This is a genomic window from Corynebacterium kalidii (genome assembly GCF_022869005.1).
Lineage (GTDB): Bacteria > Actinomycetota > Actinomycetes > Mycobacteriales > Mycobacteriaceae > Corynebacterium > Corynebacterium kalidii.
The window spans coordinates 1-14,888 of the sequence record NZ_JALIEA010000011.1; the positions used below are offsets into that span (position 1 = coordinate 1).

A 14,888-nucleotide genomic window follows, 5' to 3' on the forward strand; every position below is an offset into this window, starting at 1 on the left:
TTGACGGAACCGACGATGGTGTCGAGGACGGAGCCGAAGGTGTCGACGATGGCGTTGATGACGGTGGTGAGGATCTCAGCGATTGCAGACATGAAGGTGACCTTCCGATTGAATGTATGGGGTTAGCGCAGCAACGTTCCCGGTCGGGCCCGTGGCGCTTCAGATCTAGTATCGGGGGCGTCCTGCGGTCCGTTACATCGCGTCAAGAATCTTTCCTCTCCTGGCCGGGAGGTGTGTCGCCGCTGGAGAAGGGGATGGAGGTTCCGGGGGCATAGAGGAGACCCCGACCAGCGTCAGCTGGTCGGGGTCTGTCCGGCTGTCCCTGGGGGGCTAGCTCACCGTCTTACTTGACGGAACCGACGATGGTGTCGAGGACGGTGCCGAAGGTGTCGACGATGGCGTTGATGACGGTGGTGAGGATCTCAGCGATGGCGGTCATGGTGTTTGCCTTCCGGTTGTGTGTACTGGGTGGGCGCGGCGGTGGTCCTTGTGAGGCCCCTGCGGCGCTTCATTCCTAGTATCGGGGCCATCCGGCAAATCGTTACGCTGTGGAAAGAATCCTTCTGTCTGTGGGCGTGGGGCGGTACCGTCAGTGGGAAGGCTCGGGACATGCAAAAGCTCCGACCAGCCGGAGCTGATCGGAGCGTTTGATGTGCCCCAAGAGCTGGGGCAGCCGTCTTACTTGACGGAACCGGCGACGGTGTCGAGGACGGTGCCGAAGGTAGCGACGATGGCGTCGATGACGGTGGTGAGGATGGTAGCGATGTCGGTCATGATGACCCCTTTCGGTAGAACGTATACGGTCTGACCGTGTCCGGCCGGTGGGCCGTCTGCGGTACGGGTCAAACTGTAGCGGACGATGCCCCTTCCTGTGAAGGTAACGAACGTGTAACAGCGACCCGGCGCTCATGTCGGGGGTGAAAACACTTCAGCGACGTGCATTAACGGCGTTCATGGCGGGGGTGGTTGCTTCACTGGAGGTAAGGGTATCCACTTTTAGTGGAAAGTTATGGAAGCATTAGTGCATACCGGCAGCGGGGTGCGTCTGTGCCCGGGGGACCATGTCGTCGTAGTCCGTCATCAACGGCACGTCGGCGATGTTCCCCGGCACGGCGAAGGCGTCCACCAGCGTCTGTGACCAGGGCCCGAGGGAATCCACCAGGTCGTTCAGTGCCGCGCGGGCGGCCTTCGTCCGGGTCCCCGTCAACAGGTTCTGCTCCTGGTACCAACCGCTGTTCCCGTGGATGATGTCCAGCACGAAGACGTCACGTACCTGCTCCATGATCTCCTTCGCCTGCCCGTCCGGCAGGCCGGCCTCCGCCTCCAGCATCGCCTCCAGGATGATCCGGTCCACATGCGCCCACGCGCACTCCAGGAGGTGGTCCTGGGCCTTGTCCACCAGCGCGGCAGCATCCTTGATCTCCATCTTCTGCGCCGGCCGGATCCGGCGGATCAACGACATCAGCAGACGGTTCTCCCGCTCCGTGAGTAGCTCCACCTGGTAGGCCGCGTCGAACAGGGACGTCTCCTCCCGGTCCGTGAACGAGTCCACCAGGTTCTGGATCAAGGTGTCCGCCGCCGTCCGGCGTTTCAGCAACGTACCGAAGTTGTCCAGGCCGAAGCGCACGAGCTCCAACGGCTTCAGGTCCCCGACCTCCCGGGAGAACCCGGTCAGCAGTTCCTTCGCCGCCAACTGCATCATCACCACGTTGTCGCCCTCGAAGGTGGTGAACACGTCCGAGTCCGCCTTGAAGGTGGTCAGCAGGTTCTCCGTCATGTACCCCGCGCCTCCGCACGCCTCACGGCACTCCTGGATCACACGCGTGGCATGGGCGGTGTTCGCCGCCTTCAGTGCGGCCGCGTGGGCCTCCAGCTCCCGCTGGTCCCAACGCTGCTCCTTGGTCATGTCCGTCCGGTCGATCCCCGCGCTCTCCAGGTCATGCAACCGGGAGATCAACTGGTTCGACGCCAACTGCAGACCGTAACTCCGGGCGATCAACGGGATCAGGCGCAGACGGTGCTTGCGGTGCTCGATGAGCCGGTTCTCCGGCAGGTCGTCGTCCGGGGCGAACTGCCGGCGCAGGTTCGCGTACCCCGTCGCGATCGCCAACGCCGAGCGCGCCGCCGCGCCCGAGGCAGCGCCCACGGTGATCCGTCCACGGATCAACGCACCCAGCATGGTGAAGAACCGCGCCCCGTCGGACTCGATGGGGGAGGAGTACTCACCCTCCTCGGAGACGTCGGCGAACCGGTTGAGCAGGTTCTCCCGCGGCACACGCACATGGTCGAAGGTGAACGTGCCGTTGTCCACGCCCTTCAGCCCGCCCTTGTGCAGGTGGTCGCCGATGCCCACCCCGGGCTTCGCCGTCCCGTCCTCGTCGCGGACCTCCACGACGATGCAGTGCACACCGTGGGACTCACCCAGGTCGCCGTCCTCGTCCGGGGTATACAGCTGGCAGAACACCGCGGCCATGCGGGCGTGCTTCGCGGCGTTGCCGATGTACCACTTCTCCGCCGACGCGGTCGGGGTGTTGATCACGAACTCCCGGGTCTGTCTGTCGTAGACCGCGGTGGTCTCCAACGACTGGACGTCCGACCCGTGCCCACGCTCGGTCATGGCGAACGAGCCGAGCGTGCGCAGCTCCATGATGTCCTTGATCAGCGGGATGTGGCGCGCGGTGCCCAGGTTCTCCACCGCACCTCCCCACAGGCCCCACTGCACCCCGGCCTTGACCATCAGGGACAGGTCGGCGCCACCCACGACCTCGATGGAGGTCAGGGTGGCGCCGATGTCCCCGGTGCCGCCGTGGTCCTCGTGGAACGCCCCGCGTGGTGCGCCGGTGGAGAGCATGTCGTGCACCTGGGCCAGGGTGCGTTCCCGGGCCTCGTCGATGCCCAGTGTGTCGTCGGGACGGAGGTCCTTCTCCTCGATCAGGGCGCGGGTCCGGTTCTTCACGTCCGGCCACCGCCCGTCCAGGACATCCTGGAGCTCCGCGGCCACGGCCGTGCGGACGGCGCGGTCCGCACGGTCGCGGAGCTTCGCCGGACGGTCGGAGCCGCGGCGGGTCAGCCCCGCCGCGATATCGGAGGTGCCGGAGGTGACAGCGGTGTCGGGGGACTTCTCGGTGTGTGTCATACCACCCGATGGTACGTGTGGACAGGGGCCTGGGTGTGAGGACGGACACTCAGAGGTCCTACCATGTGAGGTATGACCGAGAATGACCGTAACGAGCAGGTTCCCTCACTCCGCCCGGACCGACGGCGGGCCGGACGCTCCTCCCGCGACGCCCGGGCCTGGCTCTTCGTCGCCTTCGCCGTGTTCAGCGTGGCCTGGGGCGGTAACGAAGCCACCCCGATGCTCGTGTTCTACCGGCAGGAAGCCGTGTTCAGCGATGTCTTCGTCGACTCGCTGTTGGTGTCCTACGCCGTCGGCATCATCGGCGGCCTGCTGATCTGCGGGCCGCTCTCGGACCGCTTCGGACGCAAGGCCGTGATGCTCCCGGCCCCCGCCGTTGCCCTGCTGGGCAGCATCTTCATCGCCGTCGGTGAAACCACCGAGACCGTGATGTTCATCGGACGGATCCTGGCGGGCCTCGCCGTGGGGATCGCCATGTCCGTCGGCGGGTCCTGGATCAAGGAACTCTCCACCCCGGCGTTCGACCCCGGGGCGACCGCCTCGTCCGGCGCGAAACGGGCCACCATGTCACTGACCGCGGGCTTCGGCCTCGGTGCCGGCCTCGCCGGTGTCCTCGCCGAATGGGGCCCGATCCCCGGCCAGCTGCCGTACATCGTGCACTGCGCCATCTCCGTCGTCGCCCTGGCCGGACTGATGACCGTGCCGGAGACCCGCCAGTCCGCCCACCTGAAGGTGAAGGGCTCCTTCTGGTCGGACATCCTCGTCCCGACGGTCCGGCACCCACGCTTCCTCACCGTGGTCGCGCCCATCGCACCCTGGGTGTTCGGCGCGGCCGGGGTGGCCTACGCCATCACGCCGCGGCTGGTCCAGGACCAGGTGGACGTTCCGGTGGCCTTCTCGGGCCTGCTCACCGTGATCTCCCTGGCGTCCGGCTTCACCATCCAGCAGTTCGGCCCCCGGATCAACACCGACCGCAACGCCCGCGGCCCGATCGTCGCGCTGCTCCTGGTGATCGTCGGGATGGGCGTCGCCAGCGCCGCCGCCATGGACATCGCGGTGTGGAGCGCGGTCGTCGTGGCGGTTATCCTCGGCGCCGCCTACGGCCTCTGCCTGATCAGCGGACTCACCGAGGTCCAGCGCATCGCCGGGCCGGACGACCTCGCCGGGCTGACCGCGGCGTACTACACCCTGACCTACATCGGGTTCTTCTTCCCCATGATCCTCACCAGGCTGTCGTCCACCTTCAGCTACCCGGAGATGCTCGGGGCAGGCATCGTCGTCGCCGTGGTCTGCCTCGTCATCGTCTCCGTGTTCTCCCGGAAGAACCTGCCCGCGGCAGGGGAGTAGCCGCCGACCGGGGGGAGGTTGGCAGCTGCGGCCGCAGGACCAGCACCCCGAGGTGCACCACCACACCCGCCAATGGCGCGACCCCCAGCGCCAGCACCGCCCGGGCCTCCGGCGAGGCGTCCACCAGCAGGAGTGCGACAGCGGCGACGGTCGCCACCGCCCATCCCGCGAGATACAGGGAATGGCGTTCGGCGGCATGGGCGGCCGAGCCCGTCACCATCAGCAGCGCCGTCGACGCGGAGGCCACCGTCAGGAGCGCCAGGACCAGCGCCGGGCTGACCAGACCGGCGTCGAAGAAGAGCAGCATCAGCGGGCGGGCCAGCCAGTACGCCGCCACCCCGCCCGCCACGGCGGTCCCCACGATGACCGCCGCCGGGGCCGCGCAGGCCTGCAGCACCCGGTCGCGGTGCCGCGTGAAATGCACGATCAACGCCGGCTGGAAACGCTGCAACGGAACCAGCAACGGGGCACGGGTCAGCGTGACCGCCGTGATCACCGCGGCCAACGCACCCGGTGCCACGCCACTACCCGAGGTGAACGAGAGCAGCACCGGGAACCCCGTGATCAGCACCGCGTTCGCCCCCGACGCCAGCATCGCCTTGACCGTCCGTCGGACGAACTCCGCGGCCGGTACGTCCCCCACCTCACGCAGGACGTCGCGTTGGGCCGGCACCAGAAGCAGGAATCCCAGCCACGTCGCCGCGCCGACCACCGTGACCAACAGGAACGCCAGCAGGTGCCAGCCCAGCACCCACGCCACCAACGCCAACAGGATCCGGACGGCACTGTCCACGCTGATCAGCCACGCGAACGCCGACCAACGGGTCGCGGCGGACAACAGGCCGCACACCGCGGCCTGGAACGTGTAGGACGCCAACCCCACGGCCATCAGGAGCGCCCCCGACACCTCGAGCCCCCGGTCGTCGGGGAGGACCGCCGATGACCACAACGGCGCCGAGGCGACGGTCAGGGCCCCGACGACCACGGCGAACCCCAGCGCCACCGCCATCGGGCGGGCACAGGACGCGGCGTCCGGCAGCAGCCGTCCCGACGGGCTGCGGCGCGCGGCCACCGACCGCGCGGTCTCCTGCAACAGCCCGTCGACCAGTCCGGCCAGGGCGAAGAACAGACCCCAGAACACCGAGAACGCCTCGTAGCTCACGGTGTCGAGCGCCCGGCCGGCGACGACGATCACCGCATAACCGGAAACCGCCACCACGAGGGTGGCGGCGGAGAGGGCCCTCACGGGCCCGGTGGTTTTCCGGGTGACGGCGGGAATCGGACGTCCGGTCCTTATTCGGCGGCCTCGCCGTACTGCTCCGCCAGTGCGTCGGAGACGGACTCCTGGAGCGGGATCAGCGAGGAGACCGGGGTGGAACCGCGGGCGCCCATGCCCGGGTTCTTCTGCAGGTAGTCGGCCTTGCCCGCGTCACGCTGACGGACCGCCTCGGCACCGTTGCCGGGGAAGAGGCCTTCGGAGATGGTGGGCCAGGAGTCGAACATGTCGTCCTGCCAGTAGCCCCACTGGTGGGTGCCGGTGTTGCGGAAGTTGTACACCAGGTTGTTGGACTCCCGGGTGATGCCGGCGGCGTCCGTCTTGGACTTCAGCATGTGGGTGCAGACGTTGGTCACGGCCTCGATGGCACCACCCTCGACGGCCGGGGTGATCGAGCCGGGGAGGAAACCGTTGAGCCGGTCGCCGGAGGGCACGTCGTGCTCACCCATCAGACCCGTGGAAGACGAGACGTAGACGTTGTGCTGGTCCTTCAGGTCGGCGGCGTTGGCCAGGGCGTCGTTCTCCAGCGCCACGGCCCCGTTGCGGTCGCCCCACATCTGCTCGTAGGTGGCGTTGCCGCGGTCCAGGACGATGTCCACGGTGCGGGCCGCCTCGCCGGAGGTCGCCGCGCAGCCGGAGTAGGCGCCGATGGAGTCGTAGAACCCGGAGTACTTCTCGCCGTAGACCAGGGTGGTGGACCCGGTCATGGACATACCGATGATGGAACGGTTCGGGTTCGACGTGCCCAGGGCTGACTCCATCGGCCCGGGGAGCTCCTGGACCAGGAAGGTCTCCCAGGCCTGCTTCTTGCCGCCCTTGTCGAGGGTCGCGTTCGGCTGCTCCCAGTCGGTGTAGTACGAGAACGCGCCCTCCATGGGGATGACGACGTTCACGTTGCCGATCTGGTTGCCGTAGAAGTCCACGGCGTTGGTCTGACGCAGCCAGTTCGCCGCGCCCTCGCCGCCGTCTGCACCGTTGAGCAGGTAGATCGTCGGGGCGTTCGCATGGTCGTCCCTGGCCCGGATCGTGACGATCGGGATGTCGCGGTTCATGGCCTCGGAGTGCACCAGACGCTCCTCCATCCGCTTGTAGCGGTCGCCGGCCTTCCAGGTGGCCTGCTCGGCCTCGTTGGAGCCGTCCTCCGCCTGGTACACGTAGTCACGCCACGCGGCCTTGGATTCCTCGACGTAGTTCCTCTGCTCCGCTGCTGCGCGGGTGGGGAAGGGGTCGTTCACCGTCGCCGCGTCGCGGAAGTCCGAGGCCGGACGACCGTCGCCGGTCTCGGACTGCGCGGCGGTTGTCAGGGCTTCCCCGGCGACCGCGGCACCCGTGCCGAGCACGCTGATGACGGACAGGGGCAGGGCTGTGGCGACGGCCGCGGCCGTGACGCGGGCGATGGCGCGCTTGTTCATTCGGTCCTCAACAAGAAAGTCGGTAAATCGGTGCAAGGCAGACCCTGTCAGCATAGCCGGTGGGCCTTCCGGCTGTAAGCCAGGTTCCTGTTTCCTGTGGGGAAACGGTCGCGCCCGTGGCGGCGTTACCTCGGGGGAGGTCACCGGCGGTGCGGGCCCCACCCCCTCAGGGCCGGTGGAATGTCCCGGGGTGTAGCACTTGCCGTCGGCCGACCGTTTAAGGTTGAGTGCGACATCAAGACATCGAGACGCGCATCCCCGCACACGTGAAAGAGGAACCCCAGTGAATCTCGCCCCCATCGACCAGTTCATCGTCAGCTCCAACGAGGTGCTCGGCGGCAACATCAACCACTTCATCTCGTCGATCACCGACCTCGTCGTGCGTTTCATGTAGTAACAGGGCACCGTCCTGACCTGTACTTTCGTCAGGGAACACTGTGGACGGTGCCCCGGGTCCGCACACGGCGCCGGAAAAGTCGTATCCTTGACGGTGTGGCTGAACATTATGACGTAGTAGTAATCGGTGCGGGCCCCGGCGGATATGTCTCCGCCATCCGTGCGGCACAGCTGGGCCTGAAGACCGCAGTGATCGAGAAGCAGTACTGGGGCGGCGTCTGTCTGAACGTCGGCTGCATCCCCTCTAAGGCGTTGATCCGTAACGCGGACATCTCGCACATCCTCACCCACGACGCCAAGACCTTCGGCATCACCGGTGACAACATCAGCATGGACTACTCTGTCGCCCACAAGCGGTCCCGCAAGGTGTCCGCGGGCATCGTCAAGGGTGTCCACTTCCTGATGAAGAAGAACAAGATCACCGAGATCAACGGTGTCGGTTCCTTCACCGACGACCACACCGTCGAGATCACTGAGGGTGACGACGCCGGCAAGACCATCACCTTCGACAACGCCATCATCGCCTCCGGCTCCGTGGTGAAGTCCCTGCCGGGTGTGGAGATCGGCGGCAACATCGTCTCCTACGAGGAGCAGATCCTCGAGGAGAACGCCCCGAAGTCGATGGTCATCATCGGCGCCGGCGCCATCGGCATGGAGTTCGCCTACGTCCTGGCCAACTTCGGCGTGGACATCACCGTCGTCGAGTTCATGGACCGCGTTCTGCCCAACGAGGACAAGGACGTCTCCAAGGAGATCGCCAAGCAGTACAAGAAGCTCGGCGTGAACCTGAAGACCGGTCACAAGACCACCGCCGTGCGCGACCTCGGCGGCGACGCCGGCGTCGAGGTCGACATCGAGGCGGCCGACGGCTCCAAGTCCGAGACCATCAAGGCCGACCGCGTGATGGTCTCCATCGGTTTCGCCCCGCGTGTCGAGGGCTTCGGCTTGGAGAACACCGGTGTGAAGCTCACCGACCGCGGTGCCATCGACATCGACGAGCGCATGCGCACCAACGTCAAGGGCATCTACGCCATCGGCGACGTGACCGCCAAGCTGCAGCTGGCACACGTGGCGGAGGCGCAGGGCGTGGTCGCCGCCGAGACCATCGCCGGCGTGGAGACCCAGGAACTGGGCGACTACATGAACATGCCGCGCGCCACGTTCTGCAGCCCGCAGGTCGCGTCCTTCGGCTACACCGAGGAAGCGGCCCGCAAGATGGCCGAGGAGAACGGCCGCGAGATCAAGGTCGCGTCCTTCCCCTACAGCGCCAACGGCAAGGCGATGGGCCTCAACGAGGGTGTCGGCTTCGTGAAGATTGTCGTCGACGCCGAATACGGCGAGCTCATCGGTGGGCACATGGTCGGCCCGGATGTCTCGGAGCTGCTGCCCGAGCTGACGCTTGCACAGCGGTTCGACCTGACCGCCGAGGAGATCGGACGCAACGTCCACACCCACCCGACGCTGTCGGAGGCCGTCAAGGAGGCCGCCGAAGGCACCATGGGGCACATGATCAACCTGTAGTTCCCTGCAGATCCCTGCAGATCCCTGCAGCCTCCTGCCGTCCCGACGGGAGAAGTCCCCGCCCGTGCACGAGTTCACCCGTGAACCGTGCACGGGCGCAGTCTTATCCGCAGGACACACCCCGGTTCGGGTACGATTCTCGCCATCACGGTGGTCATACGTAGGCAGGAGGCAGGGACTGGCCATGGAGAAGGTAACAGTGATCGGTGTGATGGTCGACCGCGGCCTCCCCGAGAAGCGCGTCGTGCGTGTGCTCGAGAAACTCGGCGTCCACACTGACGAGACGCACCTCAGCGACGAGGACCTCATCGCCCTCGGCCTGCCGCGCGTCGTGGTGCGCACCAGTACCCTCCCGATGGGGCTCGACGGCAGCGTCCGGTTGTCCGACAGCGCCGGTGGGATCCTCGAGAACCACGGCTGGGACCGCATGATCTACGTGACCGACCTACCGCTGACCACCGAACGTCCCGTCATCAGCCAGACCGTGTACCGGGGCCGGGTGACGATGCTGTGCCTGCCCGCCTTCGGCCTGCTACGGGCCCAGGAGGGCCTGCGCCAGGAACTGAGCCGCCTGCTGAAGAACAAGCCCGCCGGCGCCGGTGTGCTGGAGGAGGTCTCGGACACCAGGGACATCGAGGGCGGTGACTCCGAGGCGGACACCACCCGGGTCATCGACGGATGGGGGCGGTCGCTGCGGCTCCTGCTCGGCATGGTCGCCGGCAACCGTCCGACCGAGCTGTACCAGGTCCTCACCGGCTGTCTGGCGATCGGCATCGCCACCGGTGCGTACGGCATCTTCTACGGCTCGATGTGGCAGATGTCGTACACCATCTCGATCCTGCGCATGTTCGTGATCAGCCTCGCCGCCGTCGGCGCACTGACCTTCTGGCTGATCTACCACAACGGACTGTGGAACCGGTGGCCCAAGCGTGACGGCGACGGGGTGGCCAAGTGGCGTGCCCGGATGGACAACCGGGCGACGTTGGTCACGGTGCTGATCGCCGCCGCGATGATCTACACCACGGTGTTCGTGGTCCTGCTGGTGCTGTCGATCGTCATCGTGGACACGAACTACTTCCGGGCGCAGGTCAGTGACGAGCCGTTCCCCTGGGGCTACGCTAAACTGGCCTGGTTGACCGCCTCGCTGGGGACGATGGCCGGCGCGATCGGCTCGAGCTTCGACAACGACGACGCCATCCGGGAAGCCACCTACAACCGGCGCGAGCACATCCGTCGCCAGATCACCGGCCTGTACGAGGACCAGCCGCCGAGCCGGTTCCGTGACCGCCGGTCCAGGTAGGGGAGCGGTACGGGGGGGGGTCGCGGTGCCGGGTGCAGGGGGCTCGGCGGCCTCGGTGGTCTCAGCGATCTCGGCGGTCGCGTCGATGGCCGCACCCCATAAGGGGCTGCTGCATATGCGACCTGGGGTTATGTGAGGATTAGATCGTTATTGGGTGCGATTGTGTAGGTCCGGGCGCATTGTGCAGGCTCAGGCGCATTGTCTGTCCCCGGGTGTCATGTCCGGCGCCGTCCGCCCATGAAAAAACCGGCCGGTCAGCATCTCTGCTGACCGGCCGGTCCGTTCCTCAGTCAGGAACCGTCGGGGAGGACTCCCCGGCAGGTCCTAGAACTGGGTCTCCTCGGTGGAGCCCTTCAGGGCGGTGGTGGAGGAGTTCGGGTCCACGGTGGTGGCGACGCGGTCGAAGTAGCCGGCGCCGACCTCACGCTGGTGCTTGACGGCGGTGAAGCCACGCTCCTCGGCGGCCTTGAACTCGCGGTTCTGCAGGTCGACGAAGGCGCTCATCTGGTTGCGGGCGTAGCCGTGGGCCAGATCGAACATGGAGTAGTTCAGGGCGTGGAAGCCGGCCAGGGTGATGAACTGGAACTTGAAGCCCATCGCGCCCAGCTCGTTCTGGAACTTGGCGATCTCGTCGTCGTCCAGGTGGGCGGACCACTTGAAGGACGGGGAGCAGTTGTAGGACAGCAGCTGGTCCGGGAACTCCTCGCGGACGCCCTCGGCGAACTTCTTGGCGAGCTCGAGGTCCGGGGTGCCGGTCTCCATCCAGATCATGTCCGCGTACGGAGCGTAGGACTTCGCACGGGCGATGCAGGGCTCGAGGCCGTTCTGGACGTAGTAGTACCCCTCGGCGGAACGCTCACCGGTGAGGAACTTCGCGTCGCGCTCGTCGACGTCGGAGGTCATCAGGGTGGCGGCCTCGGCGTCGGTACGTGCGATGACGACGGTCGGGGTGTTGGCGACGTCCGCTGCCAGGCGTGCGGAGTTCAGGGTGCGGATGTGCTGCTGGGTGGGGATCAGCACCTTGCCGCCGAGGTGGCCGCACTTCTTCTCCGAAGCGAGCTGGTCCTCCCAGTGGGTACCTGCGGCGCCGGCCTTGATCATGGCCTTCTGCAGCTCGTAGACGTTGAGGGCGCCACCGAAGCCGGCCTCACCGTCGGCGACGATCGGGACGAGCCAGTTGTCGACGGAGTCGTCACCCTCGACGCGGGAGATCTCGTCGGCACGCAGCAGTGCGTTGTTGATGCGCGAGACCACGGCCGGCACGGAGTTGGCCGGGTACAGCGACTGGTCCGGGTAGGTGTGGCCGGAGAGGTTCGCGTCACCGGCGACCTGCCAACCGGACAGGTAGACAGCCTTCAGGCCGGCGCGGACCTGCTGGACAGCCTGGTTACCGGTCAGGGCGCCGAGGGCGTTGATGTAGCCGTCGCCCTCCTGGGTCACGGCGTCCCAGAGGATCTCGGAGCCGCGGCGTGCGAGGGTGTGCTCCTCGACGACGGTGCCCTGGAGCTCGGCGACCTGCTCGGCGGTGTAATCGCGGGTGATCCCCTTCCAACGGGGGTTCTCGTCCCAGTCCTTCTGGATTTCGGCGGCGGTACGGGCCTGTCCGACGTTCGACATGTAAGTACTCACTCCCTTTAAGTGGTGAGAGATTGGCGGTAACGGCGCTCTACCCGGGGCACGCGGTGGACAAGAGCTCGTCCGCCGTCGGCCGGGTCGGCTGTACATGAGGATACCGATGGAAAAGGGCACGTCAAAAGGTTGGGGTGTTCCAGGTAACACCGGGGGTAGCCGGAAAAACGCTTCACCCCTGTTCTCTATATGCGGGACCAAACATCTCATGATGTGGGCAATTAATGCCACTTGCAGGACGAACGTGCGATCCCTGTCACGTTAGGTATACCTTCATAGCGATCATCTGCGCGCCCCGGGGTCTCCGGATATTCCCGTCCGTGGGGGTAACGGAACACCCCGTACGTTCAGTTGCTCGTCCTCGGTGACGTGGCTCACCTAGTCTTGGGGCTACAGCGACGGCCGCCCATCCGGCGTCCGTCCCGCACGTCCCATTTACGAAGGAGCAGTCAATGACGTCAGAGTCCCGGCAGACGGATCGGATCGCAGCAGGAGGCCTCCAAGTCTCCGCGACCCTCTACAACTTCGTGACCGACACCGTCCTGCCCCGGATCGGTGTCGACGCCGACACGTTCTGGGCCGGTTTCGGTGAGATCGTCGCCAAGCACACGCCGCGGAACCGCGAACTGCTCGCCGTCCGCGACGACCTGCAGGTCAAGCTCGACCAGTGGTACACCGAGAACCCCGGTGTCCAGGACCCCGAGAAGTACACCGCCTTCCTCAAGGAGATCGGCTACCTGGTCGACGAGCCCGGCGACTTCGAGATCTCCACCCGGAACGTCGACACGGAGATCTCCGAGACCGCCGGCCCGCAGCTGGTCGTCCCGATCCTCAATGCACGCTTCGCCCTCAACGCCGCGAACGCCCGTTGGGGTTCCCTCTACGACGCCCTCTACGGCACCGACGTGATCCCCGAGGACGACGGAGCCGAGAAGGGCAAGGGCTACAACAAGGTCCGCGGCGACAAGGTCATCGCCTGGGGCCGTGACTTCCTGGACCAGGCCGTGCCGCTGGAGTCCGGCTCGCACACCGACGTCGAGAAGTACGACGTCAGCTCCGACCGCTTCGTCGCCGTCATCGACGGCCGGGAGGTCCACCTGCAGGAGCCCGAGGTCTACGTCGGGTACGCCGGGGAGAAGGACGCCCCCACCGGCATCCTGCTGCGCCACAACGGCCTGCACCTCGAGATCCAGATCGACCCGTCGCACCCGGTCGGTGCCGACGACAAGGCCGGGGTCAAGGACATCCTCATGGAGTCCGCCGTCTCCACCATCATGGACTTCGAGGACTCCGTCGCCGCCGTCGACGCCACCGACAAGACCCTCGGCTACTCCAACTGGTTCGGACTGAACACCGGTGACCTCAGCGTCGAGGTCGCCAAGGGCGACAAGACCTTCACCCGTGCGCTGAACGACGACCGCACCTACACCGGCCGCGACGGCCAGGACCTGCGCCTGCACGGCCGCTCCCTGCTGTTCGTCCGCAACGTCGGGCACCTGATGCAGAACCCCGCGATCCTCGACGCCGACGGCGAGGAGATCTTCGAGGGCATCATGGACGCGGTCATCACCACCGCCTGCGCCATCCCCGGCACCGACCTGGACAACCCGCGCCGCAACTCCCGCACCGGCTCGATCTACATCGTGAAGCCCAAGCAGCACGGCCCGGACGAGGTCGCCTTCACCGGCGAGCTCTTCTCCGACGTCGAGGACCTGTTCGGCCTGCCCCGCAACACCCTCAAGGTCGGTGTCATGGACGAGGAACGACGCACCAGCGCCAACCTCGACGCCTGCATCGCCGCGTCCTCCGAGCGACTGGCCTTCATCAACACCGGCTTCCTCGACCGCACCGGCGACGAGATCCACACCTCCATGCTCGCCGGGCCCGTCGTCCGCAAGCCGGAGCTGCAGACCGCCGCCTGGAAGATCGCCTACGAGGACAACAACGTCGACGCCGGCCTCGCCCACGGCCTGCCCGGCAAGGCGCAGATCGGTAAGGGCATGTGGGCCAAGACCGAGCTGATGGCGGACATGATCCGCGAGAAGATCGGCCAGCCGCGGGAGGGCGCGACCACCGCGTGGGTCCCGTCGCCGACCGGCGCCAGCCTGCACGCCACCCACTACCACCTCGTCGACGTCTTCTCCGTCCAGGAGAAGCTCCTGTCCGACGGGCGTCGCGACACCCTCGGCGACCTGCTGACGCTGCCTGTCCAGCCCGAGGCCGGCTGGACCGAGGAGCAGATCAAGGAAGAGGTCGACAACGACTGCCAGTCGCTGCTGGGCTACGTCGTCCGCTGGGTCGAACAGGGCGTGGGCTGCTCCAAGGTCCCCGACATCCACGATGTCGACCTGATGGAGGACCGCGCCACGCTGCGCATCAACTCCCAGATCCTGGCAAACTGGCTGAAGCACGGCATCGTCAGCGAGGAGCAGGTCACCGACGCCCTGGAGCGCATGGCGAAGATCGTCGACGGGCAGAACGCCGGCGACCCGGAGTACCGCAACATGTCGGACGACTTCGACGCCTCCATCGCCTTCCAGGCAGCCAAGGACCTGGTCTTCAAGGGCACCGAGAGCCCGGCCGGTTACACCGAGCCGATCCTGCACGCGCGTCGTCGTGAGTTCAAGGAGAAGAACGGGATCGCGTAAGCGGCACCGTAGGCTGCGAACCGTAGTACGCGACAGCGCGTGGCAGCACGTCGCAGCGCGTGGCAGCACGCAGCAACCCCGGAGGTTGGTCCCACCGACCTCCGGGGTTGCTGCGTGTGACGGGAGAGCGGCGGGAGAGCGGCGTGGGCCTGACGGGCAGCAGACGCCCGGTCGGCGCACTATCATTGGCCCCCTGACACGATCCCCCCACCGAGGAGTACGC

Annotated in this window: 8 protein-coding genes; 4 read left to right on the forward strand and 4 right to left on the reverse strand. The window is 66.7% G+C overall.

Annotated features, from left to right (window positions below; all coding sequences use genetic code 11):
• Positions 1–1,018: 1,018 nt before the first annotated feature.
• Positions 1,019–3,136, reverse strand: a complete 2,118-nt coding sequence (locus MUN33_RS03125) for an acyl-CoA dehydrogenase family protein (RefSeq protein ID WP_244803466.1) — start codon at positions 3,134–3,136, stop codon at positions 1,019–1,021.
• A 72-nt stretch (positions 3,137–3,208) separates the two neighbouring features.
• Between MUN33_RS03125 and MUN33_RS03130 the strand changes: the two genes are divergently transcribed.
• Positions 3,209–4,483 (forward strand): MFS transporter, encoded by a 1,275-nt coding sequence (locus tag MUN33_RS03130; RefSeq protein WP_244803467.1) that lies wholly within the window; start codon positions 3,209–3,211, stop codon positions 4,481–4,483.
• On the opposite strand, the gene MUN33_RS03135 is transcribed toward MUN33_RS03130, so the two are convergent.
• On the reverse strand, positions 4,434–5,729 hold the full coding sequence (locus MUN33_RS03135) for a hypothetical protein (protein ID WP_244803468.1): 1,296 nt from the start codon (positions 5,727–5,729) through the stop codon (positions 4,434–4,436). The genes MUN33_RS03130 and MUN33_RS03135 overlap by 50 nt on opposite strands.
• A 47-nt stretch (positions 5,730–5,776) precedes the next feature.
• On the reverse strand, positions 5,777–7,171 hold the full coding sequence (locus MUN33_RS03140; RefSeq protein WP_244803469.1) for an alpha/beta hydrolase: 1,395 nt from the start codon (positions 7,169–7,171) through the stop codon (positions 5,777–5,779).
• A 492-nt stretch (positions 7,172–7,663) separates the two neighbouring features.
• On the opposite strand from MUN33_RS03140, the gene lpdA reads away from it, so the two are divergent.
• Both lpdA and MUN33_RS03150 read left to right on the forward strand, forming a co-directional pair.
• Positions 7,664–9,088, forward strand: a complete 1,425-nt coding sequence (gene lpdA / locus MUN33_RS03145) for a dihydrolipoyl dehydrogenase (protein ID WP_244803470.1) — start codon at positions 7,664–7,666, stop codon at positions 9,086–9,088.
• Between the two features lie 184 nt (positions 9,089–9,272).
• A complete protein-coding gene (locus MUN33_RS03150) occupies positions 9,273–10,388 on the forward strand; it encodes a hypothetical protein (protein WP_244803471.1) in 1,116 nt (371 codons plus the stop codon).
• A gap of 324 nt (positions 10,389–10,712) precedes the next feature.
• Here MUN33_RS03150 and aceA read toward each other — a convergent pair whose 3' ends face one another.
• On the reverse strand, positions 10,713–12,005 hold the full coding sequence (gene aceA / locus MUN33_RS03155) for an isocitrate lyase (protein ID WP_244803472.1): 1,293 nt from the start codon (positions 12,003–12,005) through the stop codon (positions 10,713–10,715).
• Between the two features lie 464 nt (positions 12,006–12,469).
• Between aceA and MUN33_RS03160 the strand changes: the two genes are divergently transcribed.
• Positions 12,470–14,665, forward strand: a complete 2,196-nt coding sequence (locus MUN33_RS03160) for a malate synthase G (RefSeq protein ID WP_244803473.1) — start codon at positions 12,470–12,472, stop codon at positions 14,663–14,665.
• The last annotated feature ends 223 nt before the right edge of the window (positions 14,666–14,888 follow it).

What these genes read in the sequence shown, in the direction of transcription:
- aceA (WP_244803472.1), bottom strand. Translation starts at nt 12,005, where the DNA reads ATGTCGAACGTCGGACAGGCCCGTACCGCCGCCGAAATCCAGAAGGAC.
- MUN33_RS03150 (WP_244803471.1), top strand. Translation starts at nt 9,273, where the DNA reads ATGGAGAAGGTAACAGTGATCGGTGTGATGGTCGACCGCGGCCTCCCC.
- MUN33_RS03160 (WP_244803473.1), top strand. Translation starts at nt 12,470, where the DNA reads ATGACGTCAGAGTCCCGGCAGACGGATCGGATCGCAGCAGGAGGCCTC.
- MUN33_RS03140 (WP_244803469.1), bottom strand. Translation starts at nt 7,171, where the DNA reads ATGAACAAGCGCGCCATCGCCCGCGTCACGGCCGCGGCCGTCGCCACA.
- MUN33_RS03130 (WP_244803467.1), top strand. Translation starts at nt 3,209, where the DNA reads ATGACCGAGAATGACCGTAACGAGCAGGTTCCCTCACTCCGCCCGGAC.
- MUN33_RS03125 (WP_244803466.1), bottom strand. Translation starts at nt 3,136, where the DNA reads ATGACACACACCGAGAAGTCCCCCGACACCGCTGTCACCTCCGGCACC.